Consider the following 26340-nt stretch of genomic DNA (forward strand, 5'->3'; position numbering starts at 1 on the left):
GACCCGGGCGACGTCCCGCATCGAAGGACGCCGCGTCTCCATGTCAGACCCCCGTGAATCCGAACCGGAAGCGGAGGGTGCCCGTCCGCGGCAGCCGGTACTCGGGCAGTGTACGCGCACCCCAGGAGTCGTCACCACCGACACCCCGCCGCATGAGCGCCGGGCGCAGCACCGTGCGCACGCTCGGGGGGAGCTCGTTCGGATGCCGCGCCGCCTCGATCTCGTCGGGCGTCCACGGCAGCGCCGAGAACTCCATGCCGCCCTCGGCATCCAGTCGCAGACCGGTGCCGCGCGCGTCGGTGACCTCCGCCCAGCGCACCCCCGTGCGGCTGCCCGCCTCCTGCGGGTTCAGGTACGGGGTGAGCGCCTCGGCGACCGGCACCTCGTGCACGCCGAGGCGCGCCCCCTCGCGGCGGTCGACGTAGCACTCCTCGGGTCCGTCGCCGTACCAGCGCCAGCGGTCGAGCTCGGGGCGCGTGCCGAGCAGCACGCCGAACTCGGGCAGCTCGGGCAGTGCGTCGGAGAGCTCCATCGTCTGGGTCACCTCGACGCGCCCCGCGGCGTCCACCCGGTACGCGAGCTCGCACACCGTCGCCGGCTGCACGGGCAGCGGGTAGCGGTACACGACGCGCACCGAGCCGTCGTCGAGCTGCGTCACCTCGGGGTCGCGCGAGTCGGGGCTCACCCGCAGGTACCGGCTCGCGATGAGCCAGGCGCCGTCCTCGGCGGGGCCGCCCCAGCCGCGCTCGTTGGAGGTGGGCGCGTGCCAGAAGTTGGGGCGCACCACCCCGGTGAGCAGTTCGCGGCCGCCGTCGGCGGCGTCGCCGAAGCGGTACGAGCCGAGACCGCCGTGCAGTCGCGAGAACAGCGCGTGGAAGCGCTCCCCGTGCACGCCCGTGTTGTGGATGCCGTGCACGAGTCGCAGGGGCGCGGCGCCGACGGATGCGGGCGGGGCCCAGGCGCCGAAGACGCCCTGCCCCCACGCGACCTCGTGGCCGGCATCCGCCCACGCGGTTCCCTCGCGCAGGCGGAACGACACGTGCACGACGTACTCGCCGGGCTCCGCGGGCACCGTGACCGGCAGCGGGTACTCGGCCGAGCCGCCGGGTGCCGCATCCGTCTCGACCGTCGCGCTCGCGAGCACCTCGCCCTCGCGCGCGAGCGTCACGACGCACGCGTAGGCCGAGCTCGCGGTCGCGAGCAGCCGGTTCTCGACCGTGAACGCTGTGCGCCCGACCGTCACCTGCAGCCCCTGGTAGAGCTTCGCGACCTCCTGCACCTTGGGGCTCGGGCTGTGGTCGGCGAAGAAGATGCCGTTGCCGCAGAAGTCGCCGTCGTGCGGCGCCTCGCCGAAGTCGCCGCCGTAGCCGAGGAACTCGCGGCCGTGCGGGTCGACGAGCGGCAGCGCCTGGTCGGAGAAGTCCCAGATGAAGCCGCCCTGGAAGCGCGGCTCCCGGTAGGCGAGCTCGAGGTAGCCCTGCACGCCGCCGAAGGAGTTGCCCATGGCGTGCGCGTACTCGCACAGGATGAACGGCTTGCCGGGATGCGCGGCGAGGTACGGCTCGATGTCGCGCACCGGCGTGTACATCCGGCTCAGCACGTCGGTCGTGTCGGGGTGGCGCGGGTCCCAGTCGACGCCCTCGTAGTGCACGGGGCGGCTGTCGTTCGCACGGAACCAGTCGGCGACGTCGCGGATGCCGGTGCCGCCGTACGACTCGTTGCCGCAGGACCAGATCACGACGCTCGGGTGGTTCTTGTCGCGCTCGAGCACGTTCGCGGCGCGGTCGAGCAGGGCGGGCTTCCACTCGGGCCGGTCGCCGGGGAACGCCTCCTCGACGCCGGCGCCGAGGTAGCGCAGGCGATCCCACATGCCGTGGGTCTCGAGGTTCATCTCGTCGATCACGAGGAAGCCGTAGCGGTCGGCGAGCTCGTAGAAGAAGGAGTTGTTCGGGTAGTGGCTCGTGCGGATCGCGTTGACGTTGATGCGCTTGAGCACCTGCAGGTCGGCCTCGGTCTGCTCGCGCGTCATGACGCGTCCCTGCAGCCCGAACTCGTGCCGGTTCACGCCGTGGAACACGACGCGGCGGCCGTTCAGCCGCAGGAGGCCGTCCTCGATCGCGAAGCGGCGGATGCCGACCGCCTGCGGCACGACCTCGGTCACGGTGCCCGCGGCATCCCGCACCTCGACGAGCAGTTCGTAGAGCGCGGGCGACTCGGGGCTCCACAGCCGTGGCGACTCGACGCGCACGGCGAGCACGCCGTCGCCCGCGTCGTGCAGCTCGCCGACGCCCTCGAGGCGCGCGCTCACGGTGCCTTCGCCCTGCAACGCGACCTCGAGGCGCACCTCGGCGCTCGCGAGGTCGTCGGCGAGCGTCGTCGTCACCCGGAGGTCCTCCGCGTGCACGGCGGGGCGCCGGCGCAGCACGACGTCGCGGAACAGCCCCGAGAAGCGGAACATGTCCTGGTCCTCGAGCCACGACCCGGAGCTCCACTTGATCACCTGGGCGGCGATGACGTTCACGCCGGGCACGAGGGCCTCGGTGATGTCGAACTCGGAGGGGGTGAAGCTGTCGGTCGCGTAGCCGATCCAGCGGCCGTTGACCCACACCGAGACGGCGCTCTCGGCGCCCTCGAAGACGACCGACACGGTCTCGCCCTCGGCGGGCGCCGCCTCGAGCGCGAAGTCGCGGCGGTAGGAGGCCACCGGGTTGAACCCGGTCGGCACCTGCCCCGGCTCGAGCTGCTCCCAGCCGTCCCAGGGGTACTGCACGTTCGTGTACTGGGCGCGGTCGTAGCCCTCCAGCTGGATGTGCGCGGGCACCGGGATCTCGTCCCAGCCGGAGACGTCGAAGCCCGGGTCCTCGAAGCCGGGCACGACCTCCGCGGGGTTCGGCGCGTAGTGGAACCGCCACGTGCCGCCGAGCGACTGCTCGAACACGCTGCGTCCGGATGCCGCCTCGGCGGCATCCCGGAACCAGCGGTGGTCGGAGTGGGCGGGCAGCCGGTTCTCGGAGACGTAGCCCGGATCGGCCACCCGGTCGAGCTCGGGCCTCACTTGACCGCCCCCGTGATGCCGTTGGCGAAGGAGCGCTGCAGCAGCAGGAACACGACCACCGTCGGCAGCGAGGCGAGCAGCACCGCGAGCATGAGCACGCCGTAGTCGGTGACGTAACCCGCGCTCAGGTTGACGATGAGCATCGGCATCGTCTGCACCTCGTTCTTGATGAGGATGACGCGCGGCCAGAGGTAGTTGTTCCAGGCCGTCATGAAGGTGATGACGCCCGCCGCCGCGAAGGTCGCCCGCATGGTGGGGATGTAGATGCGCGCGTAGATCGAGAACTCGTTGAGGCCGTCGACCCGCGCCGCCTCGAGGATCTCGGTCGGGAAGGCGCGCGAGGATTGCCGGAACAGCAGGATCAGCAGGGGCGTCGAGATCGCCGGGATGATGACGGCGAAGATCGAGTTGACGAGCCCCAGCTTCGCGAACACCTGGAACAGCGGGATCATCGTCGCCGCGAACGGGATCATCATGGCGAGCAGCAGCACGCCCATGAGCACGTCCTTGCCGCGCGAGTGGTACACCTCGAAGCCGTAGCCGGCGATCGAGCAGATGATGAGCGCGAGCACGGTGGTGCCGAGCGCGATCGCGGCCGAGCTGCCCATCGCGCGCAGCACATCCTGCGCCTGGAACAGGTGGGCGAAGTTGGTGAACAGCTCGCCGCCCGGCAGCAGGCGCGAGCTCAGCACGTCCTGGCTGGTGTTCGTCGAGGAGACGACCATGAAGTACAGCGGGAACAGGGAGAAGATCGTCCAGATCCCGAGGAAGAGGTAGCCGGGCACATCCCGGAGCTTCTTAATCACGCTTGTCACCGATCCTCAGCTGGATGAAGGCGAGCACGGCGACGAGGATCAGGATCACGTAGGACAGAGCCGCGCCGTAGCCGAAGTTGGGGTTGCGCTGGAACGACACCTCGTAGAGGTAGTGCGACATCGACATGGATGCGTAGGCGGGGCCGCCGCGCGTGAGGGCCCACGACTCGTCGAAGAGCTGCAGGGTGCCGTTGGTCGACATGATCGCGGTGAGCAGGATGATGGGCCGCAGCTGCGGCACCGTCACCCGCCAGAACACCTGGAAGCTGTTGGCGCCGTCCATGCGCGCGGCCTCGATCGTGGAACGGTCGATGTTCTGCAGGCCCGCGAGGAAGAAGATCATGTTGAAGCCGGTCCAGCGCCACAGCAGGCCGATGATGAGCACGGCCCGGGCGGTGTCGGCCTCGCCGAGCCAGTTGACGGGCGCGACGCCGAAGACGCCGAGGAAGTCGTTGACGAAGCCGTCGGTCGCGAACATCGTGCGGAAGACGAGCGAGTAGGCGACGAGCGACACGGCGCACGGCAGGAAGATGGCGGTGCGCCAGAAGGTGCGGCCGCGCAGCCGCGGATTGTTGAGCAGGTTGGCCAGGACGAGCGCGAGCCCCAGCATGATCGGCACCTGGATGATCAGGTAGATGAAGGTGTTGCCGAGCGTCTGCTTGAAGATCTCGTCGCCGAGGAGCCGCTGGTAGTTGTACCAGAGAGGGTCGGCCCAATCGAGGCGCGTGCCGCGGCCGGTCTGCAGCGACAGGATGAACGCCTGGATCATCGGCAGGAAGCTCACGAGCACGATGAGCAGCGCGGCCGGCAGCAGGAACGCCCAGCCGGTCAGGTTGTGGCGGCGGTCGGTTCCGAGCCGCCTGCGGTCGCGGGGGCTCCCACCCCGCGCGGATTCTGCCCTCTTGGGCGTCGCGGTCAGCGCACTCACGTGGCACTCCTTCTCTGTGGCGTCGGCAGTAGGGCGGCCCGCCGACCTCTATCGGGCGGCGAAGCCACCCGATCTCGCAAGGTCCTCTGGCGGAACCGGTGGTCCGGTGGGTGGCCCCGCCACCCACCGGACCACTCGGATTACCCCATGGCGAACTCGACCGTGGACTGCGCCTCGTCGAGCGCCGTCTTCATGTCGGCGCCGCCGATGATCTTCGTGATCGCCGCGCTCACCGCATCCCGGGCCTCGTAGTAGTACACGCCCGTGTTGTTGCTCGGCACGCTGGCGCCGAACCGCACGACGTCGGCGTAGATCGCCTGGCCGCCGAAGAACTCCACCGGCTGCGAGTAGACGTCGCTGTCACCGGCGGGGATCCAGTTCGCGACCGCACCAGAGGAGGGCAGGATCGTGTCGAACAGCTCGGTGGAGCCGGCGAAGGTCGACGCGAGGAAGTCCTGCGCGAGCTCGACGTTGGCGTTCGAGCTGACCGCCCACGAGGAGCCGCCGTTGGCCGAGTAGTTGGTGGCACCGGACACGCCGTCGAGCTTGGGCAGGTTGGTGACCGCCCACTTGCCGGACTGGTCTTCCGCGGTCTGGATGGATCCGGAGATCCACACGCCGTTGATGGTGCCGGCGACCGAGCCGTTCACGAAGCTGCCGACGTACTCGTCCCACGAGTTGACCTCGGTGAAGACGCCCGCGTCGACGAGCTGGATGTAGGTGTCGATCGACTTCTCGAGCGCCTCGTTGCCGGAGATGGTCGGCTTGCCGTCCGCGTCGAAGAGGCTCGCGCCGGCCGACTGCAGCATCATCATGATCTGGTCGGACGATCCGGCCTGGCCCGAGAGCAGCGGCTTGCCGGTCTTGGCGAGCACGTCCTCCGCCTGGGCGAGGAAGGTGTCCCACGTGATGTCGGTGAAGTCGTCGATCGTGTAGCCGGCCTCGCCGATCACGTCGGTGCGCAGCGCCTGGATGGCGGTGCCCGAGTCGAACGGCAGCCCGTAGTTGACGCCGTCGACGGTCGAGTAGGCGTTCACCGCGTCGGGGAACTCGGAGAAGTCGACGTCCGAGTCGCTGAAGTCGCTGAACAGGTCGGGGTAGTTGATGACGTTCTTCTGGAACGCGTTGTTCTGCACGAGGAAGATGTCGGGCAGCTCGCCGTACTCCTGCGACTGCGCGAGGGTCGTGAGCTTGGTCTGCAGGTCGTCCCACGGCGTCTCGACGATGTCGAGCTTGAAGTCGGGGTGGTCCTGCTGGTAGATCTTCTCGGCCTCCTGCATCGCGTAGATGTTGAAGGCCGGGTCCCAGGCCCAGACGGTGAGGGTGTTGTCGTCGGCGGAGTCTCCTCCGCCGCCGCCGTTGTCGCTCGAGCAGCCGCTCATGATGAGGGCGACCGGCAGCGTCATCGCGACGACTGCGGCGAACTTCGTTGTGCGCTTCAAGACATTGTCCTTCCTTGGCGGGTGAGGAATGCCTTCCGGACGCTTCGCTGCGTCTGCGCTGTGTACTCGTCCTTGAGCATCGCCTCGGGGATGTGTTGCGATGGTGACGTTAACATGTGAACGTCACCATTTGCAACGCATCAATGAAACTCCCTGGTCAGGGGCGTGTTCGCTCAGGCGTGGGCGCCGGTCGAGGTCTTGTCCTCGTCGTCCGGCGGAACGGCGCACCAGCCCTCCGCGACGAGCCCCGCGGTGAGCAGCAGCACCGACGCCACCACCATCGCGACGCCCGCCCAGACGGTGCCGACGGCGCTCACCGGACGGATGAGCAGCTCGATCACGAGGCCCACCGCGGCGCCGCCGAGCAGGGCGCCCGCGACCGCCGAGGCCTTCGCGATGAGCAGCACCCGGGTCGCGTAGAACGGGTCGACGCGCCGCTTGGCGGCATCCGTCCCGGCACCCCGCGTCGCACGGCGCACCGGCAGCGCGAGCACCACGACGATGACCGCGATGAGCACGAGGGTCACCGAGAGCGTCACCTGCGGCACGATCTTCGAGAGCCCGACGCTCGCCAGCCCCAGCTGCAGCAGCACGGCGCCGATCGCGCTCGCGAGCACGAGCACCACGAGCAGCCCGGGGCGCGTGCGGGTCACGACACGCCCCCGAGTCCGGCCAGCAGCCGGTCGACGCGACCGCGGCCCGGGATCGTCGCGAGCGGGTCGACGACGAGCCACGGGCGCAGCACGAAGTCGCGCTCGTGGGCGCGCGGATGCGGCAGGGTCAGCCGCGGATCGTCCTGCTCGAGCTCGCCGAAGGAGATGAGGTCGAGGTCGAGCGTGCGATCGCCCCAGCGCTCGGCGCGGGTGCGGCCGTGGGCATCCTCGAGGGCGGCGAGCACGGCGAAGAGCTCGGCGGCGTCGAGCGTCGTGCGCACGAGCGCGACCGTGTTGAGGTAGGCGGGCGCGTCGAGGTCGACCCCGTACGGGCGCACGGCCGGGGTCTCGATGGTCGGCGCGATCGCGACGAGCTCGACCCCCTCCGTCGCGGCGAGCTCGGCCGCGGCCGCCTCGATCGTCGCGGCGCGATCGCCCAGGTTCGCGCCGAACGCCACCACGGCGGCCGTGCCGGCGCTCACGCGCGGCTCCGGCGGATCGTGACGCTCACATCCGCGAAGGGCACCGTGATCGGCGCGCTCGGCTTGTGCACGGTGACGGTCGTGGCATCCACGACCGGGTACGACAGGGCGATCTGCGCGACACGCTCGGCGACCGTCTCGATGAGGTCGACAGGGTCCGACTCGACCGCCTTCACGACGCGCGCGGCGAGCTCGCCGTAGTGCACCGTGGCCGTCAGGTCGTCGCCCGCGGCGGCCGCGGCGAGCGACAGCTGGAGCACGACGTCGACGATGAACAGCTGGCCCTCGACCCGCTCCTCGGGCAGCACGCCGTGGTAGCCGATCGCCCGCAGTCCGGTGAGGGCGATCTCGTCACGAGCGGTCAACGCGACCCCCCGACTCCCAGTGCTCCCACACGTCGAGCGCGAGCCGCGTCGCGGCGACGTCGTGCACGCGCACACCCCACGCGCCCGAGCGCGCGGCGAGGGCGCTGATGGTGGCGGTCGGCGCATCGCGCTTGCCGAGCGGCGCGTTCGCCGGCAGCAGGCGCCCGATGAACCGCTTGCGGGACGCCCCGACGAGCACCGGGGCGAGCGGCGTCAGCTCGTCGAGGCGGCGCAGCAGCTCCCAGTTGTGCTCGGCCGTCTTCGCGAAGCCGAGGCCCGGATCGATGACGATCTTCTCCTGCGGCACCCCGATCACCACGAGCTCGGCGACGCGGGCGCGCAGCTCGGTGCGCACCTCCGAGACGACGTCGATGTACGAGGGCTCGACATCCACCCCGCCGCGCCAGTGCATGACGACGAAGTGCACGCCCGACTCGGCCGCCGCGTACGCCATGTGCGGGTCGTAGAGCCCGCCCGAGACGTCGTTGATCATCGTGGCGCCGGCCGCGACCGCGGCACGCGCCGTCTCGGCGTTGCGGGTGTCGATCGACACCGGGATGCCCGCGTCGGTGAGCGCCCGCACGACCGGGATGACGCGCGCCTGCTCCTCGGCGGGATCGATCGCGACCGCACCGGGGCGGGTCGACTCGCCGCCCACGTCGATCCAGCGGGCGCCCGCCTCGTGCATCCTCGCGGCGTGCCGCACGGCGTCGTCGAGCTTCTCCCACCGCCCGCCGTCGCTGAACGAGTCGGGGGTGACGTTGAGGATGCCGAGGATCTCGGTCACGCCGACCCCCCGCCGCCGGCGCCGATGAGGGCGAGCACGCCCGCCTGCGCACCCGGGTCGGCGAGGGCACCGCGCCCCGCGACGGTGACCGTCGTCGAGTCGGCCTGCCGGGTGCCGCGCGCCGTCACGCAGCCGTGCCGGGCATCCATCACGACGAGCACGCCGCGCGGCTCGAGACCGCGCTCGAGGGTGTCGGCGATCTGGTCGGTGAGGCGCTCCTGCAACTGCGGGCGCGAGCTCAGCGTCTCGACCACGCGGGCGAGCTTGCCGAGACCCACGATGCGGCCGGCCGGCAGGTACGCGAGGTGCGCGACCCCCGTGAACGGCAGCAGGTGGTGCTCGCACGTCGAGCGGAACGCGATGTCGCGCACGAGCACCAGCTCGCCGACCGCGTCGCCCGCCGTGAACTCGGCGGCATCCGCGAGGTGCACGAGCGGATCCTCGTCGACGCCCGCGAACAGCTCGGCGTACGACTCGGCGATGCGTCGCGGGGTCGCCACGAGACCCGGCCGCGCCGGATCCTCGCCGATCGCGTGCAGCAATTCGACGACGGCCGCCTCGATGCGTCCCGAGTCGATCGACACGGTCGCCTACGCGGGCGCGATGCCGGGGGTCTGGCGGGGGCGCGGCGCGCGCTTCGGCTTCGTCGGCGGCTCCGAGTCGACCCCGGCATCCACCGCACCCTCGTCCACCGGCGCCGAGGCGGCGATGTCGATCGGGGGCAGGTCGCTGATCGGCCGCGACTCGCTCGAGAGCCACTGCGGGCGCTCGGGGAGCTTGCGCACATCCGCGAAGATGTCGGCCAGCTGGTTGTGGTCGAGCGTCTCCTTCTCGATGAGCTCGCGCGCGAGCCGGTCGAGGATGTCGCGGTTCTCGGTGAGCACCTGGTACGCCTCGTCGTGCGCCTGCTCGATGAGGAGGCGCACCTCGTCGTCGACCTTCTCGGCGAGCTCCTCGGAGTAGTCGCGCTGGTGGCCCATGTCGCGGCCGAGGAACACCTCGCCCTGCGACTGGCCGAGCTTGACCGCGCCGATGTTCGAGCTCATGCCGTACTCGGTGACCATCTTGCGGGCTGTCGCGGTGGCCTTCTCGATGTCGTTCGAGGCACCCGTCGTGGGGTCGTGGAAGACGATCTCCTCGGCGACGCGGCCGCCCATCGCGTAGGTGAGCTGGTCGAGCAGCTCGTTGCGGGTGACCGAGTACTTGTCCTCGAGCGGCAGCACCATCGTGTAGCCGAGGGCCCGGCCGCGCGGCAGGATGGTGACCTTCGTCACCGGGTCGGTGTGCCGCATCGCCGCCGCCGCGAGCGCGTGACCGCCCTCGTGGTAGGCCGTGATGAGCTTCTCCTTGTCCTTCATGACGCGCGTGCGGCGCTGCGGACCGGCCATCACGCGGTCGACGGCCTCGTCGAGCGCACGGTTGTCGATGAGCTGCGCGTTGCTGCGGGCCGTGAGGAGGGCGGCCTCGTTGAGCACGTTGGCGAGGTCGGCGCCCGTGAAGCCCGGGGTCTTGCGCGCGAGCACGGCCAGGTCGACGTTCTTCGACATCGGCTTGCCCTTGGCGTGCGTCTCGAGGATCTTCTCGCGGCCCTTCAGGTCGGGCGCGTCGACGCCGATCTGGCGGTCGAAGCGGCCCGGGCGCAGCAGCGCCGGGTCGAGGATGTCGGGACGGTTGGTGGCCGCGATGAGGATGACGTTCGTCTTCACGTCGAAGCCGTCCATCTCGACGAGCAGCTGGTTGAGGGTCTGCTCGCGCTCGTCGTGACCGCCGCCGAGACCCGCACCACGGTGCCGGCCGACCGCGTCGATCTCGTCGACGAAGATGATGGCCGGCGCGTTCTGCTTGGCCTGGTCGAACAGGTCGCGCACGCGGCTCGCGCCGACGCCCACGAACATCTCCACGAAGTCCGAACCGGAGATCGAGTAGAACGGCACGCCCGCCTCGCCCGCGACCGCGCGTGCGAGCAGCGTCTTGCCGGTGCCGGGAGGGCCGTACAGCAGCACGCCCTTCGGGATGCGCGCACCGACGGCCTGGAACTTCGCCGGGTCCTTGAGGAAGTCCTTGATCTCCTCGAGCTCCTCGACCGCCTCGTCGGCGCCCGCGACATCCGCGAAGGTCACCTTGGGGCTCTCCTTCGAGACGAGCTTCGCGCGCGACTTGCCGAACTGCATGACGCGGTTGCCGCCGCCCTGCATCGAGCTGAACAGGAACCAGAAGATCACGCCGATGAGCAGGAACGGGATGAGGATGCCGAGCAGGCTCGTGAACCAGTTGGTCTGCGGAACCTCGTCGTCGAACGTCACGTCCTTGGCCGCGTTGATGGCGGCGATCACCTCGTCACCGCGCGGGGTGACGTAGTAGAACTGCACCGAGGTGCCCTTGTCGACCTTGTCGTCGGTGACGAACGCCTTCGAGAGGGTGAGGTCGACGCGCTGCTCGCCGTCGACCACCTTGACCGACTCGACCGTCGAGCCGCCGAGCAGCTCGAGGCCCTGCTGCGTGGTGATCTGCTTGAACCCGCCGGCCGCGGTCAGCAGGTTGAAACCCACCACCAGGATGATCGCGCCCAGCACGATGTAGATGAGCGGGCCGCGGAAGATGCGCTTGAAGTCCATGTGAGGCGGGCTCGCGCCCGCTCCTTTCCTCGAAAGACGTGCCCCTCAGGCTACCGCCCGCCCGCTTGACGCCGCCTCCACGTTCGCCCAAGGCGGAGGGGTCAAACGCTGCAGCGCTTTGCCCTCCGCTACGGCGATCGCTGCCGCCACCGGCCCAACGCTGCAGCGTTTGACCGATCAGCTGTACACGTGGGGGGCGAGGATGCCGACGGCGCGCAGGTTGCGGTAGCGCTCGGCGTAGTCGAGGCCGTAGCCGACGACGAAGTGGTTGGGGATCTCGAAGCCGACGTACTTCACGTCGACGTCGACCTTGGCGGCCTCGGGCTTGCGCAGCAGGGCGCAGATCTCGACGGATGCGGCACCCCGGCTCTCGAGGTTCTCGCGCAGCCAGGAGAGGGTGAGGCCCGAGTCGATGATGTCCTCGACGATGAGCACGTCGCGGTCGGTGAGGTCGGTGTCGAGGTCCTTGAGGATGCGCACGACGCCCGACGACTGGGTGCCGGCCCCGTAGGAGCTCACCGCCATCCAGTCCATCTGCACGTGGCGGCGCAGTTCGCGCGAGAGGTCGGCCATGACCATCACCGCGCCCTTCAGCACGCCCACGACGAGCAGCTCGCGCCCCTCGTAGTCGCGCTCGATCTCGCGGCACAGCTCGGCGATCCGCTGGTGGATGTCGGCCTCGCTGAGCAGCACCTCGGTCAGGTCACCCTGGATCTCGGCCGGCTCCATGGCTTCAGCCTACTTCCGTGCGGCGGTGCGGTTTCGGCCGGATGGCGGGCGCGCGCGGATGCCATCCGGCCGAAACCGCGCCACGCGCATCATCCGGCGGCGGAGAAGACCAGGAGCGGGCCCTCGCGGCGGGCGGTGAGGCCCGGCAGGTCGATGGGCCCCTGGCCGTGCCAGTCGGTCACGAGCCGCGCCACCTCGAGCGTGTGGGCGCGCGTGAGCGACACCCCGAACTCGGCGAGCACGACGTAGCGGATGACGCGCTGCCGCAGCGCAGCCGGGTTCGCGGCGAGCGCGGCGACCGCGACGGCGACCCCGGCCTCCGCGGGCTCGCAGATGTCCTCGATGAACTCCTCGATCTGGTGCGCGAAGGCCTCGCCGTCCTCGCGGGCCTGCTCGGCGGTGCGGGCGAGCGCCTCGGCGACGCCCGGCCCGAGCTCCGCCTCGAGCACCGGCAGCACGCGCTCGCGCACCCGCACGCGCGCGTACGACGTGTCGGTGTTGTGCGGGTCGTCCCACGGCTCGAGCCCCTCGTCGAGGCACGCCTGCCGGGTCGCCGCGCGGCGGATGCCGAGCAGCGGGCGGCGCAACAGGCCGGCATCCGCCGTCATGCCCATGAGGCTCCCCCCGCCGCTCCCGCGGGCGAGGCCCAGCAGCACCGTCTCGGCCTGGTCGTCGAGGGTGTGCGCGGTCATCGCGAGGCGGGCGCCCGTCTCGCGCACGGCGTCGAAGATCGCGGCGTAGCGCGCATCCCGCGCCGCCGCCTCCAGGCCGCCCCCGCCGCCCACCTCGACGCGCGTCACGACGACCGGGTCGAGGCCGAGCGCGCGGGCCTGCTCCGCGGCGCGCGCGGCCACCGCATCCGAGCCCTCCTGCAGCCCGTGGTCGACCACCACCGCCCCCGCGCGGATGCCGGCGCGCGGCGCCTCGAAGGCGGTCGCCGCCGCGAGCGCGAGCGAGTCCGCCCCGCCCGAGAGCGCCACCAGCACGAGCGGTGATGTCGAAAATGCAGGAGATTCGCCCGCCGACGCGCCCGCTGCTCCGCGGATACCGCGGGGCGCTGCAGAATCTCCTGCATTTTCGACATGGTTCGGGGACGCCGCGAGGTCGGCGAGCGACTCGCGCACGGCGCGGCGGATGTCGGCGCGGGCGGGCGTCAGACGCGGACGCGGGGAGTCGGAGGCCATCGGCTAACGTTAGACCGACATCCGCGCCCTACAGGAGACACCATGGCCGAGTACCCCGCCGTCATCGAGATCCCGAAGGGGAGCCGCAACAAGTACGAGGTCGACCACGAGACCGGGCGCGTCTTCCTCGACCGCGTGCTCTTCACGGGCTTCGTCTACCCCACCGACTACGGCTACTTCGAGGGCACCCTCGGCCTCGACGGCGACCCGGTCGACGTGCTCGTGCTGCTCGAGTACCCGCTGTTCCCGGGCGTCGGCGTGAAGGTGCGTCCCGTGGGCGTGTTCAACATGACCGACGACGGCGGCTCCGACGCGAAGGTCATCGCCGTGCCCGCCAAGGACCCGCGCTGGGTGCACATCCAGGACGTCGACGACATCCCGGAGTACACCCGCAAGGAGATCGAGCACTTCTTCGAGCACTACAAGGACCTCGAGCCCGGCAAGTGGGTCAAGACCGAGGGCTGGGGCAACGCGGCCGACGCCGAGGCGATCGTGCAGGCCGGCATCGTGGCCTACGTGCCGACCCACTGAGTCAGCCGGTCGGGCGCCCCACATAGGGCACGAGGTCCGAGGTGCGCACCTTAACGATGCGCACCCGCACGCTCGGGTTCGGGGCCTCGATCATCATGCCGTCGCCCAGGTAGATGGTGACGTGGTACTTGCGGGCGACGGATGCCGATCCGCCGTCCGAGTAGAAGATGAGGTCGCCGGGCTGGGCCTGGCTGTATGGCACGAGGCGCCCCTGCCGGGCCATGTAGTTGTACTGGTCGGTCGAGCTGTGGGTGCCGATGTAGACGCCGACGGATGCGTAGGCCGCCTTGGTGAGGCCCGAGCAGTCCCACACGTCGGGGCCCATGCCGCCGAGCACGTAGCGCTCGCCGAGCTGCGCCTTCGCGTAGTCAATCGCACCCGCGACGGCGGACGCGACCGGCACGGGGGCCGAGCCGCCGGAGGAGCCTCCGGACGAACCGCCGGATCCGCCCGAACCCCCCGCCGCCGCTGCGGCAGCTGCCGCCGCTGCTGCGGCCGCCGCGGCCTGGGCGGCCGCCTCCGCGGCGACCCCCTCCGCATACTGCTGCTCGAGCGTCGCCGTGGTGCCCTTGAGGCTCGCGAGCTGCGCGTAGAGCACCTCGCGGTTGGCGGCCTGCTCCTGCGCCTGCGCCTCCACCTGGGCGGCCGCCTGCTCGGCATCCGCCTGCGCCTGGTCGGCGGCGGCGGCGCGGGTTCGGCGCTCCTCCTCGGCGACGGTGGCCTCGTCGGTCAGCGACGAGACGGTCCGCTTGTCGAAGAGCGCCTTCTCGACGAGCGCCGTCGACGACTCGGTGAGCTTCGACATCGTGCCGAGCCGCGAGAGCAGCCGGTCGGCATCCGCCTGCGAGGAGAACGCGAGCATCGCGCTCGTGTCCTCTCCGCCGCTGCGGGCGAGGCGGGCGACGAGGCTCGCGGCGAGTGCCGCGGACGAGTCGGCGCGCTCCTGCGCGGCGGCGAGCTGTTCGGCGAGGCGGGCGGTCTTGGCCTCGGCCGCCTCGAGGTCGGACTGGGCGATGAGGGCATCCTCGGCCTTCTCCATCGCCACCTTGGCGAGGGCGTCGGCCTGCGCCTGCAGCTCGTTCACGATCTGCTCGATCTTGGCGACCTCGGCCTTCTTGGCGGCCTCGTTCTGCTTCGCCGCCTGCACCTCGGCCCAGGTCGGGTAGTCCACGCGCGGCGCCGCGACGGCCGGCATCCCGCCCGTCGCGGTCAGCGCGAAGGCCGCGGCGATCGACACGGCGGCCTTGCCGGCCTGCCCCGCCGTGCTCCGGCGGGGGGTCGGCTTCGAGCCGGCTGCCCGGTCAGCCAAGGGTGATCCCCCGATCGCGCATGAACGGCACCGGGTTGGTCGTCTTGCCGTTGATGCGGGTGATGAAGTGCAGGTGGCAGCCGGTCGACTGGCCGGTGGTGCCGACCTTGGCGATCAGCTGGCCGGGTCCGACGGTCTGCCCGACGCTCACGCCGATCCCGCCGCTCACGATGTGCGCGTAGCCCGTGTCGGTGCCGTCGCCGTGGTCGATCTCGATGTAGTTGCCCCACGTGCCGAGCCATCCGGCGTAGACGACGGTGCCCGCGTGCGCGGCGTAGATGGGCGCGTTGCAGGCGGCGCCGAGGTCGACGCCGGTGTGCAGGATGTACGCCCCGGTCACCGGGTTCACGCGCATGCCGTAGTTGCTGCGGATGACGCCGGCCGACGGCCGCGCCCAACCCTGGGCGCTCACCTCGCCCGCGGCACCGGAGCCCCACTGCTGGCGGATGCCTTCCAGGTAGTCGGCCTCGGTCACCTCGCGCTTGTCGGTGAGGTAGGCGACGAGCGCCTCGGCCTTCGCCTTGGCCTCCTGCAGCTCGTCGTACTTCTGCTGCGCCACCACCTGGGCCTGTTGCGCGACGAGGAACTTGGCCTCGGCGTCGTTCTTCAGCTCGTCGAGCTTCGCCTCGGCGACGGCGGCCTGGTCGGCGAGCGCCTTCGCGGTGTTCTGCAGCTGCACGGCCTTCTCGTAGACGGCGTCGGTGCGCTCGGTGATCTTCTGCATCGCCCCGATGCGGTAGAGGTAGCCTTCGGCACCTCCCGTGTCGCCGAGCAGCTCGACGGTCGAATCGGTGCTGCCCTGCTTGGCGAGACTCGCGATGAGCTGGGCGGAGTCGCGCTGGGCCTGGTCGGCCTCCGCCTGTGCGGCAGCCTGCTGCTCCTGCACCTTCTGGGTGACGATCACCTGCTCGTCGTAGGCCTGCTGGGCGACGGCGTACTCGGCGCCGCGCGCCTCCGCCTCGGCCTGCGTGCGGTCGACCTCGACCTGGGCGGCGGTGATGGCGGCGTTGAGGCTCGCGAGCTGCGTCTTCGCGGCGGCCTCGTCGCGTTTGGCGGCCTGCACGTCGGACCAGCTGGGGAAGTCGGCGGGGGCTGCCACCGAGGAGGTGGCACCCAGGGTGGCCACGAGCACCGCGGATGCGGTGGCTGCGGCGAGCGCGGTGACCCGCGTCCGCCCGCGCGCGCGCCCGGCCTTTCGACCTCGGTGGTTCATGTCTCCCCGATCCCCGTGACGGCCACCCCGACCCTTATGTCACATGAGCAACATCCATCACAGTAGCAACAGGCATCCGCACTGACCAGGAGCGCGGGCCATCCCCAAGCTTCAAGCATGGGTCGAACTTTCCGGGCGCGGCGCGCCCTCTCCGCGAAAGTACGTACTTTTGGGCTCCGCGGCGGCGCGTCGGGCCCAAAAGTACGTACTCTCACGGAGTGGCGGCACGGCTGCCGGGCCGATTCGCGTTAAGGGCGGATGCCACGTATGCTTGACCCTCGGTTGCTGTGCGGTCCGCCGTCACGGCCCCATCGTTTAGTGGCCTAGGACACCGCCCTTTCACGGCGGCAGCACGGGTTCGAATCCCGTTGGGGTCACCAACCGAACAACTCAATACGCAAGGCCCTGTAGCGCAGTTGGTTAGCGTGCCGCCCTGTCACGGCGGAGGTCGCGGGTTCAAGTCCCGTCAGGGTCGCTGGTCGAGAGCCTTTCCGAAAGGGGAGGCTCTTGCACAATCAGCGGGCGACCGCTGAGGCTCTGTAGCTCAGTTGGTAGAGCGCACGACTGAAAATCGTGAGGTCACGGGATCGACGCCCGTCGGAGCCACTCTCGAAGCCCCCCGCCCCGCGGGGGCTTTCGTCATCCGCGGGGCGTGAGGTGCGGCGGGCGACCCCTGACGCGCAGGGCCTCACGGCCCGAAGAGCCGCGTGGGGTGGCCGGAGGAACCGGCGGTGCGAGAGCTCGGCCTCGCCAGCACGCGGGCGGGCTCGGATGCCGGGGGCGCGGGATCGGGTGCGACGTCGGCCGCGGCATCCGGGGAGCCCTCGAGCGCCTCCCGCACGATGCGGCGCGGGTCGTAGCGGCGCGGGTCGAGCGCCTCCCAGTCGGCGCGGGTCATGCCCGCCTCCTCCTCCAGGCGCGTGCGCGAGCTCTCGACGAAGCCCCGCAGCCCGCGGATGAGATCACCCGCCCGCTGCGCGAGCACCGGCAGGCGCTCCGGCCCCAGCAGGAACGCGGCGATGATCGCCACCAGCACGAACTTCTCGAGCGACAGACCGAACACGTCACACCCCCGATCCGGCGCCGACCGCGACCGGCACCACGTCATCCGTCAGCGCACGCCGTGCCACGCGACGGTCGTGCAACCAGGTCACGAGCAGCGCCGCGGCGAACAGCACCGCCATCGGCACCGCGACGAGGAACATCGACAGCACGTCGGCGGCCGGCGTCACGAGCGCGCTGAACACGACGATCGCGACGACGCTGTAGCGCCAGCTGCGCGCGATCGACCGCGCCGACAGCAGGCCCATGAGGTTCAGCACCACGAGGAACACCGGCAGCACGAACGCCACCCCCGTCGCGAGCACGAGCTTCGCCACGAAGTCGACGTAGTCGGAGGCCTGCAGCAGCGTGCTGTCGTCGCTCGAGGCGAAACCGGCGAGCAGCTCGACGACGTGCGGGAAGATCAGGAAGCCCGTGACGCATCCGCCGAGGAACAGCGGCACGGCCGCCCCGAGGAAGCCGAACACGTAGCGCTTCTCGCGCCGGCTCAGCCCCGGCGCCAGGAAGGCGAGCAGCTGGAAGAGCCACACGGGGCTCGAGAGCACGATGCCGGCGACGACCGCGATCTTGACCCGCAGGTCGAAGGCGCCCGTCACGCTGTCGTAGTTGAGGCTCGCGTTGCGCGACTCGGCGAGCTGCTCGATCGGCGCGCGCAGCAGCTCGAGGATGGGCTCCGCGAGCAGGAACCCGGCGACCGCGCCGACGAGCAGCGCGACCGCCGACCAGGCCGTCCGCCGACGCGCCTCCCGCAGATGCGCGCCGAGCGGCATCCGGGGCGCCTCGGCGGCGGCCGTGGTCATGACGCCCGGTCCGCGGTCGCCGGTGCCGTCGGCGCCGGCTCGGTGTCGGCCGCCTCGGTCTTGAGGATGCGCACCGACTGGCCCACGCTGCGGGCGAGCGCCGGCAGCTTCGCGGCGCCGAAGATCAGCAGCACGATCGCGAGCACGATGAGGGCGTGCCACCCGGTCAGGTTCTGGAACATGGTCGTCTCACTTTCCGTTCAGGGGATCAGTTGCTCGGGGGTTCGCCGGGGCCGCCCTGGCCGCCGCCCGACGGCGGTTCGCCGCCCTGGCCGCCACCCATGCCGCCGCCGCCCGAACCGCCGCGGTCGGCCGCCGTGGTCGTGTCGACCCCGACCGCGAGCGAGCCCACGTAGCCGCTGTCGACGTCGCCCGAGATGGTGACCACCTGCAGGCTCCAGTCGCCCTCCGCGAAGATGTCGTCGTCCGAGATCTGGGTGCCGACGCCCGCGAGGTTCTCGGCCGAGCCCGCGTAGGCGTCGAGCGCATACACGTCGCCGAGCATCTCCGGCGGGAACGCCAGCTGCGAGGTCGCGATCGCGTTCGTCACGTCGGTGGCGGATGCCGCATCCGGGTAGATCTCGAAGTGGATGTGGGTCCAGCGCCCCGTGTAGCAGCCGGGCACGATCGTCTGGAACGTCAACTGCCCGTTCGCGTCGGCCACCTGGATGCCGCGCAGGTAGGTCTCGTCCTCGACGCCCTCCGAGTACATCGAGTACAGGCCCTGCGCGTCGCACTGCCACGCGTAGAGGGCGACGCCCTCGAAGGGCACGTCGTTCACCATGTCGGTCACGGTGAAGGTGAGCGACAGCGGCACGCCCTCCACGGCGCTGCCGCCGTCGAGGCTCGTCGTGATGTCGCTGCGCACGATGCCCGACTCCTCGAGCACGTTGAGGCCGTTGGTACCGTCGGCCGGGTAGGGGCCGTTCGTCTCCTCCGGGATCTCGCCGTCGCTCGTCGTGGTCGTCGTCGTGCCGCCCCCGGATGCGGTGTCACCGCTCGAGGTGGTGCCGGCCGGCGTGCACGCCGCGAGCGCCACGGCGCTCGCCCCGATGACGCCGACGCCCAGCAGGCCGCGTCGCGTGATGAGCGTGCGCATGTCGAACGGAGCGCCCTGGTCGACGACCTCGTCGTCTGCCCGGTCGAGGAGTCGGCCCTCGTAGCGGGGGCCCTCCGGGGTGTTCTCGGGTTCGGGGATTCTGCTCACCGTCGTCTCCTCTCGTGTCGGTGTGCAGCCACCATCCCGGGCGGCCCTGGGCCGAAGCCCTGCCGCGGATATGCAGCACCTTGGAGAGGTTCGGAGGGAGCTGGGAGCCCCCGCCCCGGAGCCCCGTCGAGCAGATGATCGGCGTCGAAGTTGCCGATAAGGGAGATGGCGGCGGAGGCGACGGACATGGTGGCCGCGTGAACTGGCCCTCGCGTCGACCGGACGCCCCGCCCTACATACGCGAACTGATCGTTCAGGAGTATGTGTCTCTACGGAACGAATCACTCTCCGCGAAACAGAATCAGCAGACGATCCTGCAGTGGACGCTCGCAACGGTGGGCATTCTCATCGCGGCGTCCGTCGCGGCGGCCGCCGCGCTCAAGGATCTTGACGAACCAGGCCGCATGGGCATCAACGTCGCCGCCTTCGCCCTCTTGGGAATGATTACGCCGGTGGTCGTCGCGTGCGCGTTCGGGATCTGGTTGGGTGAACTGTTCCGTATGGAACGCGCAGGCCACTTTCTCCGAGAGCGAGAGCTGGCGTGGAGTCGTGGACGGGCGGCAAGCGCTGATCCGAGCGATCCCACCAATTCGGACATCCTCCTCTGGGAGAGCCTGCTGGCCGCTCCCGTTGACACGGGGGCGTATGCGAAGAACCGCTTGGGAGGCATGGCGAGCATCGCCCTCTTCGCCGCCTTGGCTGGCGCCGCGCTTGCCGCGGGGATCGTCATCGCGATCGGACCGGGAGGCATGCTGGGCCACATCGCCGACCAGGCCGCGCAGGGTTGGGTCCATGGAGCGATATGGGCATGGGCAGGCGTTTTCGTGCTCGTGAACCTTCTTGTCTTCGTTCCGCCCGTTCGAAGCCTCGGAGGCGGGCGGCTACCGGAGAAGAACCGACTGGCCCGTGCCTAGCCTCCCCGCAGCAACGATCGTCATGCCGTGTCTCAACGAGATCCAGGCACTGCACTGGCTGCTCCCGCGCATTCCATCCGGCCTCGACGTCATCGTCGTGGACAACGGCTCGTGCGACGGCTCCGCAGACTACGCCCGATCGCGCGGCGTCCATGTCATCGAACACCGCGAGCCCCGCGAAGCCGGTCGATGTGTTGAACTCGGCGTGTCCGCGGCCCTCACCGACGTCGTGTGCGTGATGGACTGCGATGGCACGATCGACCCGTGCGACATCATCCCGCTGATTCAGCAGATCACGCTCGACCGCGTGGATTTCGTCGTCGGCGCACGACTCGTGGGGCCCTCCGGACGCCGTAGAGGGCCGCTCCTGACCAGTCGCATCCGCGACAGCTGGGCACGTCGAGCAACGCCGGGATGGTTCTTCCCCGACCTTGGTTCAGTTCGCGCTTTTAGAAGATCGGCACTGTACTCCGCCGGCCGATCATTCCACCCGCAGTTCGCGTGGAACCTAGACATCACGCTCTACGCCGCCGAACAGCTCCCACGCGCGCGCCTCGGATGGATCGCGGTCCCGTACCGGGATCGACTCGGCCGCTCGAAGATCGCAGGGAGCTTCTTCGGTCGCCCACGTGCGGCCAGGCAACATGCCCTACTGCTGGCCTCGATCTCCTGGACACGGTTCGCCGGCCGGGTGGTCCGGACTCGGGCCCGCCGGCCGGGATGGGCTGCGCATGGGGCGACGTCCTCGGGTTGGTGATACCAACCCGCCCCGCTACTGCGGGGGTACGGGGGCGCCGGGCTCGCCGGCGGGCTCGCCCGCCGCGGGGGCCTGCGGAACCGGGGGCACCTCGGCGACGGGTGCCTGCGGCACGGGCGGCACCTCGGCGACCGGCGCCTGCTGCACGGGCGCGTAGCCCGGCGGGATCGGCTGGTACTGCACCGGCTGCTGCACGTACTGCACGGGCGCACCGTAGCCGGCGGCCGGCGCCTGCACGGCGGGTGCCGGCGACTTCGGCTCGAAGGCGCGCACGACGAGCGGGATGACGAGCGAGACCACCGCGACGAGCGCCGCCGCGCCCGCGGCACGCCACCACCAGTCCGGCCACTCGGGCGCCGGGAAGGCCGAGGGGATCGCCAGGATGAGCGCGACGACCCAGACGAACAGGATCGTGACCATGCTCGAGTACCGGGTGGCCTTCGACTTCGCGCGCGAGACGAAGTAGAGGCCGTAGAGCTGGGTGACGAGCAGCGCGACGCGCAGCAGCACGATCACGGCGATCAGCCGACCGGTCTGCTCGATCCACACCCCCGGGTCGGCGGTGTTCTCGGGCTGCAGCCAGCCGTTCCAGATCTTCAGCAGACCCACCGCGACGATCACGACGTTGACGATGGTGGATGCCGCCAGGTACCACTTGTTCGGACCGTGCGCGGCGTAGGCGTCGAGCACGACCGCACCCGCGAAGGCGGCGACGAGGAAGAGCGTGAACCACGCCCGCCCGGCCACGTTGGCCTGGTCGCCGATGATGATGAAGTAGCCGCCGAGCAGCGCCGCGGCGAGCAGCGTGCCGATCGTCAGGTACAGCGACAGGGTCGCGGCGCGCGAGCGGCGCTCCGGGGCGGCGGCCTCGGCTTCTGCGGGGGTAGTGGGTTCCGGCGTGGTGGTCACGGAGTCTCCTTCGACGGGCGTTTCAGCGATTGTGTCAGACTCCCCCGAATCGAGCAGGACTCATCCACGGGGAGTCCTCCCCGGGCTAACGTGACGTCGATGCCCTTCCGCCGTCCCGACCGTCGCATCCGCCGCGTCAGCCTCGCCGACCGCGTCGCGGATGCGATGCTCGTCGCGCGCGCGGGCGTGCGGCAGCAGGTGAAGAACGTCGTCATCCTGCGGGCGCTGCGCGACGGCGCCGACTTCGACGAGGGCTGGTACGCGGATGCCGTGCGCACCGAACTGGAGGCGGTCGCCGCGGAGACGGAGGCGGATGCCGCCCGTGTCACCCGCGAACTCGACTTCGCGCGCGGCAGGCACCTGCGCGCCGCGACCGCCCGCGACTTCGTCGACCGCGACGTGCCCACCCTGAAGCTGCGGCGCAAGGTGCTGCGCGCGCTCGCCGTCGAGCTGCGCGCGCTCGCCGCCGACGACGAGGCCGTCGCATCCCTCATCGTCGAGGCGCGGGCGGGCGCCCTCGACGAGATCGCGGCGACCGCCGCCGCCATCCCGGGCCGCGGGCGCACGAAGCCGCTCAAGGGCCTCGCCCGCTCGCGCGCCCTCCAGTCGCTGCGCGAGGAGCTGCGCGACTACCTCGACGACTGAGGCCGCTCCTTCTTCGCGGAGCGCAGCGACTTCTCGTCGACGGGCGCCTCGCCCGACTCGCGCAGCGCCGCATAGTAGGCGCGCGCCTCGTCCTGTCGCAGCTGCTCGCCGCCCGAGGCGAGCGGCGCCCGCACGAGCTCGGGGGTGAGGCCGAACGCCGCCACGAGCTCGACGGCGTGCGCACGGATGCGCGGCAGCAGCCGGTCGTCGATGTACGCCGTGATGGCCTCCGCGCGCTGCCCCGAGAGGCGGCCGTGGGTGAGGTACCAGGCGGCGTCCTTCTCGATGAGGCCGAGCCCGAACAGGTCGCGCAGCCACGTCATGACCTGCTTGGTGTCGCCCTCCGGCACCCCGGCGAGCGCCCGCGTGAACGCCTCCCACTGCAGCAGCTCGCCGTGGGCGCGCGCCGTCAGGATGAGGTCGTTCTGGTAGCGGTTGAACAGCGCCGCCGCGTCCGCGGGCGACAGCTTGGATGCCGGGCGCAGCTTGCCGGCGAGCTCGGCAACCGCGGTGTGCACGCGGTCGGTGAGCAGCTGACGCTGCGAGGCCTCGTCGCGCACGAAGCCCACCGAGCGGGCGCGCGAGCCGAAGTCGGCGATCGCCTGGCCGAGCTGACGCAGGCCCGTCCGGTTGACGGTCGCCTCCCCCACCTGGCCGGCGACGTACTGCGCCATCGCCCCGGCATCCGCGTTCTTGAACTTGCGGGCGTAGTCGGTGAGCAGGCGCTTGGCGACGAGCTGCAGCAGCACGTTGTTGTCGCCCTCGAAAGTCGCGTAGATGTCCAGGTCGGCGCGCAGCTGGGTGAGGCGGTTCTCGGCCATGAAGCCGGCGCCGCCGCAGGCCTCGCGGGCCTCCTGCAGGATCTCGAGGCCCGCCCACGTCGACAGCGGCTTGAGGGCGGCGGCGATCGTCTCGAGGTCCTCGCGGGTGGCAGGGGTGTCCTCGACGCCGGAGAACACGCGGTCGAAGATGTCGAGGAACTCCTCGTGCGCGAACGACATCGCGTAGGTCTGCGCGAGGCGCGGCAGCAGCCGGCGCTGGTGGCGCTGGTAGTCGAGCAGCACCTCCTCGTCGGAGGTGCCCGCGGTGAACTGGCGACGCTGGCTGCCGTAGGTGATGGCGATGTGCAGCGCGGCCTTCGCGGCGAGGGTCGAGGCGCCGTCGAGCGACACCCGGCCCTGCACGAGCGTGCCGAGCATCGTGAAGAAGCGGCGGCCGGGGCTCTCGATGGGCGAGCTGTAGTCGCCGTGCTCGTCGACGCTGCCGTAGCGGTTGAGCAGGTTGGTGCGGGGCACCCGCACGTGGTCGAAGGCGAGCTTGCCGTTGTCGATGCCGTTGAGGCCGCCCTTGAGGCCGTCGTCCTCGCTCGAGACGCCGGGGAGCAGCGCCCCGGATGCGTCGCGGATGGGCACGTAGATCGCGTGCACCCCGTAGTTGACGCCCTTCGTGATGAGCTGCGCGAACACCACGGCCGCGCGCCCGTGCAGGGCCGCGTTGCCGAGGAACTCCTTCCACGCGGCGCGGAACGGGGTGTCGATCACCCACTCGTCGGTGGCCTCGTCGTAGGTGGCGGTCGTGGCGACCGAGGCGACATCCGATCCGTGCCCGATCTCGGTCATCGCGAACGCGCCCGGCACGGCGAGACTCAGCGCATCCGGCAGGAACTTCTCGTGGTGCTCCTCGGTGCCGAGGTGCAGGATCGCGGCCGCGAACAGGCCCCACTGCACGCCCGACTTGATCTGCAGCGAGGGGTCGGCCAGCACGAGCTCCTCGAAGGCGGCGATGTTGCCGCCGTGGTCGTCCCGGCCGCCGAGGCTCTTCGGGAAGGCGCGGTGCACGGCGTCCTCCTCGACGAGGCGGTGCAGCTGGCCGAGCACGCGGGCGCGGTGCTCCTGGTAGCTCAGGTTGCCGACGAACTGGAACTCCTCGCGCGAGACGAGCGCGCGGGAGGCCTTGCGGTCCTCGGCCCAGCGGCCGAGCAGGTACTCGCCGAGCCAGGCGACGTCGACCTCGAGCGCGGCGGATGCGGTGGCCGCATCGCGCGGCGTCGACACCTCGTCGGGGAGTTCGGCGGTCGTGTCGGGGCCGGTCTCTGTGCGCGTCATGGCGTCCTCCGTGCGGGGATCGAGGGGATGACCTCACGGTAGATCCGGTGTCCGAGGGTGTCTAACCTCTCGTCCGGCGGGCACCAAACGGCGGCCTGAGCCGTCGGCCGCCGTTGTCGGAATCCGCCAAACGATCACAGATTTCGTTTGGGAGGATGACACGCCGGCCGACGGACGGCCCGGCCGGCGATCACGGCGTGTCGTCCTCCCGAAGCTAGAGCCGCGAGCCCGGGATCGAGAAGGTGTCGCACGCCTGCGGGCCCTTCGTGCGCCCCACCTCGAACCAGCGCTGCCGCTGCTCGCTCGAGCCGTGCGTCCAGGTCTCGGGGTTCACCTGACCCTGCGTGGTCTCCTGGATGCGGTCGTCGCCGATCGCCTGCGCCGTCGCGAGCGCCTCGGCGAGCTGGTCGTCGGTGATCGGGTCGAGGTAGCGGTTGCCCTGGTCGTCGACCGTGTCCTCGGCCGCACCGACCCAGGCCCCCGCGTAGCAGTCGGCCTGCAGCTCGAGCCGCACGCCATCCGAGTCGGGGCCGGTGGCCGAGGTGTCGAGGCCGTCCATCTGCCCGACGATGTTCTGGATGTGGTGCCCCCACTCGTGCGCGACGACGTACAGCTGGGCGAGTGGGGCGCTGCTGCCGCCCAGGCTCGTGAGCTCGTCGAAGAAGCCGGTGTCGAGGTAGATGGTCTCGTCGGGCGGGCAGTAGAACGGGCCGACCGCGCTCGACGCGCTCCCGCATCCGGTGTTCACCGAGCCGGTGAACAGCACGAAGTCGGCGGGACTGCGGTAGCCCTCCACCTGGCTCGCCCAGTAGTCGTCGAGCGAGGCGTAGGCGCCCTGCATGCGGCAGTCGACCGACTCGTTCGCCTCCTCGCCGCTCGTGCACCCGACCGCGGTGTCCTCGCCGCCCGAGCCCCCGCCGCCGACGCCCTCGACGAGGCCGGTGAGATCCGGGCCGCCGGCGAGCGCCACGATGAGCACCACGATGCCGATGAGCCCGCCCCCGCCACCGAGCGCGATGCCGGTCTTCGCGCGGCGGCTGACGCGACCCTTGCTGATGTCCGCGTCGTCGTTGAACGTCATGCGACGACGCTAGTCCCGCCGACGCGAAAGGGCGACGGTCAGCGGCGCTCCGGGTGCAGGATGCGGCCGACCCGCTCGCGCACGGTCGCGGGCGGCGGCTCGTTGTAGACGCCCGCCACCTCCTGGCCCGACATGCGCTGGATCGCGGCCATCACGGCATCCGTCGCCTCGCGGCGGGCACGGCCCGAACTCGCGGGGCCGTAGACGGAGAGGTCGAGCGGCTCGCCGAAGCGCACCGTCACGCGGGCGAAGCGGATGGGGCCCTTGCCGCCCGGCTGCATGTCGTCGGTGCCGACGAGGGCCACCGGCACGACCGGCACCCCCGCGGTGAGGGCCAGCCAGGCGACGCCCGTGCGCCCGCGGTAGAGGCGGCCGTCGCGCGAGCGGGTGCCCTCCGGGTAGATCGAGAACGCCTCGCCCGCCTCGAGCACCCGCAGACCGGCATCCAGCGCGTCCTGCGCGGCCGAGCCCGCGCCGCGCTCCACCGGCACCGCGCCGACGCCGCGGAAGAAGCCGCGCTGCAGTCGGCCCTTCGCGCCGCGTCCGGTGAAGTAGCTCGACTTCGCCATGAACGACACCGAGCGCCGCGCGACGAGCGTGATGACGATACTGTCGATGAACGCGAGGTGGTTGCTCGCCAGCAGCACGCCGCCCCGCCGGGGAACGTTGCGCCGACCGATCACCCGCGGCCGGAACACGAGACGCGCGAGCGGCGACAGCAGCAGACGGCTGAGGAAGCGCATCCCCCCACC

26 protein-coding genes and 3 tRNA genes are annotated in these 26340 nt (G+C 70.9%); 7 read left to right on the forward strand and 22 right to left on the reverse strand.

Going from position 1 to position 26340, the window contains the following annotated elements:
* Positions 1 to 43: 43 nt before the first annotated feature.
* The 12 genes from D7I47_RS04945 to tilS all read right to left on the reverse strand — a co-directional run bounded on the left by D7I47_RS04945 (position 44) and on the right by tilS (position 13055).
* Positions 44 to 3055, reverse strand: coding sequence for a glycoside hydrolase family 2 TIM barrel-domain containing protein (locus D7I47_RS04945; RefSeq protein ID WP_120762018.1), 3012 nt, complete (start codon positions 3053 to 3055; stop codon positions 44 to 46).
* Complete coding sequence (locus D7I47_RS04950) at positions 3052 to 3861, reverse strand: carbohydrate ABC transporter permease (RefSeq protein ID WP_227000857.1); 810 nt, start codon at positions 3859 to 3861, stop codon at positions 3052 to 3054. The genes D7I47_RS04945 and D7I47_RS04950 overlap by 4 nt, the downstream gene beginning before the upstream one ends.
* Positions 3854 to 4798, reverse strand: coding sequence for a carbohydrate ABC transporter permease (locus D7I47_RS04955; RefSeq protein WP_227000859.1), 945 nt, complete (start codon positions 4796 to 4798; stop codon positions 3854 to 3856). The genes D7I47_RS04950 and D7I47_RS04955 overlap by 8 nt, the downstream gene beginning before the upstream one ends.
* Before the next feature lie 140 nt (positions 4799 to 4938).
* The gene (locus tag D7I47_RS04960; RefSeq protein WP_227000861.1) at positions 4939 to 6240 is read right to left on the reverse strand and encodes an ABC transporter substrate-binding protein; all 1302 of its coding nucleotides are present in this window, start codon (positions 6238 to 6240) and stop codon (positions 4939 to 4941) included.
* 173 nt (positions 6241 to 6413) lie between these two features.
* Positions 6414 to 6893 carry a DUF3180 domain-containing protein gene (locus D7I47_RS04965; RefSeq protein ID WP_120762019.1) on the reverse strand — a complete coding sequence of 160 codons (480 nt, stop codon included), beginning with the start codon at positions 6891 to 6893 and terminating at the stop codon, positions 6414 to 6416.
* Positions 6890 to 7375, reverse strand: a complete 486-nt coding sequence (gene folK, locus D7I47_RS04970; RefSeq protein WP_120762020.1) for a 2-amino-4-hydroxy-6-hydroxymethyldihydropteridine diphosphokinase — start codon at positions 7373 to 7375, stop codon at positions 6890 to 6892. Before folK ends, D7I47_RS04965 begins: the two co-directional genes overlap by 4 nt.
* Positions 7372 to 7740 (reverse strand): dihydroneopterin aldolase, encoded by a 369-nt coding sequence (gene folB / locus D7I47_RS04975; protein WP_227000862.1) that lies wholly within the window; start codon positions 7738 to 7740, stop codon positions 7372 to 7374. The genes folK and folB overlap by 4 nt, the downstream gene beginning before the upstream one ends.
* Positions 7727 to 8527: a dihydropteroate synthase gene (gene folP, locus D7I47_RS04980; RefSeq protein ID WP_227000864.1), complete on the reverse strand. Its 801-nt coding sequence runs from the start codon at positions 8525 to 8527 to the stop codon at positions 7727 to 7729. The genes folB and folP overlap by 14 nt, the downstream gene beginning before the upstream one ends.
* Positions 8524 to 9111: a GTP cyclohydrolase I FolE gene (folE, locus tag D7I47_RS04985; protein ID WP_120762022.1), complete on the reverse strand. Its 588-nt coding sequence runs from the start codon at positions 9109 to 9111 to the stop codon at positions 8524 to 8526. Before folE ends, folP begins: the two co-directional genes overlap by 4 nt.
* 6 nt (positions 9112 to 9117) lie before the next feature.
* Entirely contained in the window at positions 9118 to 11142 is a 2025-nt protein-coding gene (gene ftsH, locus D7I47_RS04990) for an ATP-dependent zinc metalloprotease FtsH (protein ID WP_120762023.1), read from the reverse strand.
* 177 nt (positions 11143 to 11319) lie between these two features.
* Positions 11320 to 11871: a hypoxanthine phosphoribosyltransferase gene (hpt, locus tag D7I47_RS04995; RefSeq protein WP_120762024.1), complete on the reverse strand. Its 552-nt coding sequence runs from the start codon at positions 11869 to 11871 to the stop codon at positions 11320 to 11322.
* A gap of 89 nt (positions 11872 to 11960) precedes the next feature.
* Positions 11961 to 13055 carry a tRNA lysidine(34) synthetase TilS gene (gene tilS / locus D7I47_RS05000; protein ID WP_120762025.1) on the reverse strand — a complete coding sequence of 365 codons (1095 nt, stop codon included), beginning with the start codon at positions 13053 to 13055 and terminating at the stop codon, positions 11961 to 11963.
* A 42-nt stretch (positions 13056 to 13097) separates the two neighbouring features.
* Between tilS and D7I47_RS05005 the strand changes: the two genes are divergently transcribed.
* Complete coding sequence (locus tag D7I47_RS05005; RefSeq protein WP_120762026.1) at positions 13098 to 13586, forward strand: inorganic diphosphatase; 489 nt, start codon at positions 13098 to 13100, stop codon at positions 13584 to 13586.
* A gap of 1 nt (position 13587) precedes the next feature.
* Here D7I47_RS05005 and D7I47_RS05010 read toward each other — a convergent pair whose 3' ends face one another.
* Positions 13588 to 14895, reverse strand: coding sequence for a C40 family peptidase (locus D7I47_RS05010; RefSeq protein WP_157981639.1), 1308 nt, complete (start codon positions 14893 to 14895; stop codon positions 13588 to 13590).
* The gene (locus D7I47_RS05015) at positions 14888 to 16108 is read right to left on the reverse strand and encodes a M23 family metallopeptidase (protein ID WP_120762028.1); all 1221 of its coding nucleotides are present in this window, start codon (positions 16106 to 16108) and stop codon (positions 14888 to 14890) included. The genes D7I47_RS05010 and D7I47_RS05015 overlap by 8 nt, the downstream gene beginning before the upstream one ends.
* A gap of 304 nt (positions 16109 to 16412) precedes the next feature.
* Here D7I47_RS05015 and D7I47_RS05020 point away from each other — a divergent pair.
* The 3 genes from D7I47_RS05020 (at position 16413) to D7I47_RS05030 (ending at position 16714) form a co-directional block, all read left to right on the forward strand.
* A tRNA-Glu gene (locus tag D7I47_RS05020) sits at positions 16413 to 16488 on the forward strand.
* 21 nt (positions 16489 to 16509) lie between these two features.
* A tRNA-Asp gene (locus D7I47_RS05025) sits at positions 16510 to 16583 on the forward strand.
* Positions 16584 to 16641: 58 nt separating this feature from the next.
* A tRNA-Phe gene (locus D7I47_RS05030) sits at positions 16642 to 16714 on the forward strand.
* Positions 16715 to 16796: 82 nt separating this feature from the next.
* Here D7I47_RS05030 and D7I47_RS05035 read toward each other — a convergent pair.
* Genes D7I47_RS05035 through D7I47_RS05050 form a run of 4 tightly spaced genes read right to left on the reverse strand, consistent with a single transcriptional unit; the run spans position 16797 to position 19177 of the window.
* The gene (locus D7I47_RS05035; protein ID WP_227000866.1) at positions 16797 to 17171 is read right to left on the reverse strand and encodes a twin-arginine translocase TatA/TatE family subunit; all 375 of its coding nucleotides are present in this window, start codon (positions 17169 to 17171) and stop codon (positions 16797 to 16799) included.
* A gap of 1 nt (position 17172) precedes the next feature.
* Complete coding sequence (tatC, locus tag D7I47_RS05040) at positions 17173 to 17970, reverse strand: twin-arginine translocase subunit TatC (protein ID WP_227000868.1); 798 nt, start codon at positions 17968 to 17970, stop codon at positions 17173 to 17175.
* The gene (locus tag D7I47_RS05045) at positions 17967 to 18152 is read right to left on the reverse strand and encodes a Sec-independent protein translocase subunit TatA/TatB (RefSeq protein WP_120762030.1); all 186 of its coding nucleotides are present in this window, start codon (positions 18150 to 18152) and stop codon (positions 17967 to 17969) included. Before D7I47_RS05045 ends, tatC begins: the two co-directional genes overlap by 4 nt.
* A gap of 26 nt (positions 18153 to 18178) precedes the next feature.
* Positions 18179 to 19177, reverse strand: coding sequence for an intradiol ring-cleavage dioxygenase (locus D7I47_RS05050; RefSeq protein WP_120762031.1), 999 nt, complete (start codon positions 19175 to 19177; stop codon positions 18179 to 18181).
* 197 nt (positions 19178 to 19374) lie between these two features.
* Here D7I47_RS05050 and D7I47_RS05055 point away from each other — a divergent pair, with 197 nt between their 5' ends.
* Positions 19375 to 20091: a hypothetical protein gene (locus D7I47_RS05055; RefSeq protein ID WP_157981640.1), complete on the forward strand. Its 717-nt coding sequence runs from the start codon at positions 19375 to 19377 to the stop codon at positions 20089 to 20091.
* 22 nt (positions 20092 to 20113) lie between these two features.
* Positions 20114 to 20848, forward strand: a complete 735-nt coding sequence (locus D7I47_RS05060; RefSeq protein WP_120762033.1) for a glycosyltransferase family 2 protein — start codon at positions 20114 to 20116, stop codon at positions 20846 to 20848.
* A gap of 15 nt (positions 20849 to 20863) precedes the next feature.
* Here D7I47_RS05060 and D7I47_RS05065 read toward each other — a convergent pair whose 3' ends face one another.
* Positions 20864 to 21757 (reverse strand): hypothetical protein, encoded by an 894-nt coding sequence (locus D7I47_RS05065; protein WP_120762034.1) that lies wholly within the window; start codon positions 21755 to 21757, stop codon positions 20864 to 20866.
* A 99-nt stretch (positions 21758 to 21856) separates the two neighbouring features.
* Between D7I47_RS05065 and D7I47_RS05070 the strand changes: the two genes are divergently transcribed.
* A complete protein-coding gene (locus D7I47_RS05070; RefSeq protein ID WP_120762035.1) occupies positions 21857 to 22402 on the forward strand; it encodes a hypothetical protein in 546 nt (181 codons plus the stop codon).
* Here the strand turns inward: D7I47_RS05070 and D7I47_RS05075 are convergent.
* The 3 genes from D7I47_RS05075 to D7I47_RS05085 form a co-directional block, all read right to left on the reverse strand.
* A complete protein-coding gene (locus D7I47_RS05075) occupies positions 22387 to 24507 on the reverse strand; it encodes an acyl-CoA dehydrogenase family protein (protein ID WP_120762036.1) in 2121 nt (706 codons plus the stop codon). The two genes, D7I47_RS05070 and D7I47_RS05075, sit on opposite strands and share 16 nt — an antisense overlap.
* A gap of 214 nt (positions 24508 to 24721) precedes the next feature.
* On the reverse strand, positions 24722 to 25588 hold the full coding sequence (ypfJ, locus tag D7I47_RS05080) for a KPN_02809 family neutral zinc metallopeptidase (RefSeq protein ID WP_120762037.1): 867 nt from the start codon (positions 25586 to 25588) through the stop codon (positions 24722 to 24724).
* 38 nt (positions 25589 to 25626) lie between these two features.
* Positions 25627 to 26331: a lysophospholipid acyltransferase family protein gene (locus D7I47_RS05085; protein WP_227000870.1), complete on the reverse strand. Its 705-nt coding sequence runs from the start codon at positions 26329 to 26331 to the stop codon at positions 25627 to 25629.
* Between the last annotated feature and the right edge of the window lie 9 nt (positions 26332 to 26340).

It is taken from the genome of Protaetiibacter intestinalis, from assembly GCF_003627075.1.
GTDB lineage: Bacteria > Actinomycetota > Actinomycetes > Actinomycetales > Microbacteriaceae > Homoserinibacter > Homoserinibacter intestinalis.

Excerpts from the sequence above, each read along its gene's own strand:
- ftsH (WP_120762023.1), bottom strand. The coding sequence starts at position 11,142 with ATGGACTTCAAGCGCATCTTCCGCGGCCCGCTCATCTACATCGTGCTG.
- hpt (WP_120762024.1), bottom strand. The coding sequence starts at position 11,871 with ATGGAGCCGGCCGAGATCCAGGGTGACCTGACCGAGGTGCTGCTCAGC.
- tilS (WP_120762025.1), bottom strand. The coding sequence starts at position 13,055 with ATGGCCTCCGACTCCCCGCGTCCGCGTCTGACGCCCGCCCGCGCCGAC.
- D7I47_RS05005 (WP_120762026.1), top strand. The coding sequence starts at position 13,098 with ATGGCCGAGTACCCCGCCGTCATCGAGATCCCGAAGGGGAGCCGCAAC.
- D7I47_RS05015 (WP_120762028.1), bottom strand. The coding sequence starts at position 16,108 with ATGAACCACCGAGGTCGAAAGGCCGGGCGCGCGCGCGGGCGGACGCGG.
- tatC (WP_227000868.1), bottom strand. The coding sequence starts at position 17,970 with ATGACCACGGCCGCCGCCGAGGCGCCCCGGATGCCGCTCGGCGCGCAT.
- D7I47_RS05045 (WP_120762030.1), bottom strand. The coding sequence starts at position 18,152 with ATGTTCCAGAACCTGACCGGGTGGCACGCCCTCATCGTGCTCGCGATC.
- D7I47_RS05060 (WP_120762033.1), top strand. The coding sequence starts at position 20,114 with ATGCCGTGTCTCAACGAGATCCAGGCACTGCACTGGCTGCTCCCGCGC.
- D7I47_RS05070 (WP_120762035.1), top strand. The coding sequence starts at position 21,857 with ATGCCCTTCCGCCGTCCCGACCGTCGCATCCGCCGCGTCAGCCTCGCC.
- D7I47_RS05075 (WP_120762036.1), bottom strand. The coding sequence starts at position 24,507 with ATGACGCGCACAGAGACCGGCCCCGACACGACCGCCGAACTCCCCGAC.
- ypfJ (WP_120762037.1), bottom strand. The coding sequence starts at position 25,588 with ATGACGTTCAACGACGACGCGGACATCAGCAAGGGTCGCGTCAGCCGC.
- D7I47_RS05085 (WP_227000870.1), bottom strand. The coding sequence starts at position 26,331 with ATGCGCTTCCTCAGCCGTCTGCTGCTGTCGCCGCTCGCGCGTCTCGTG.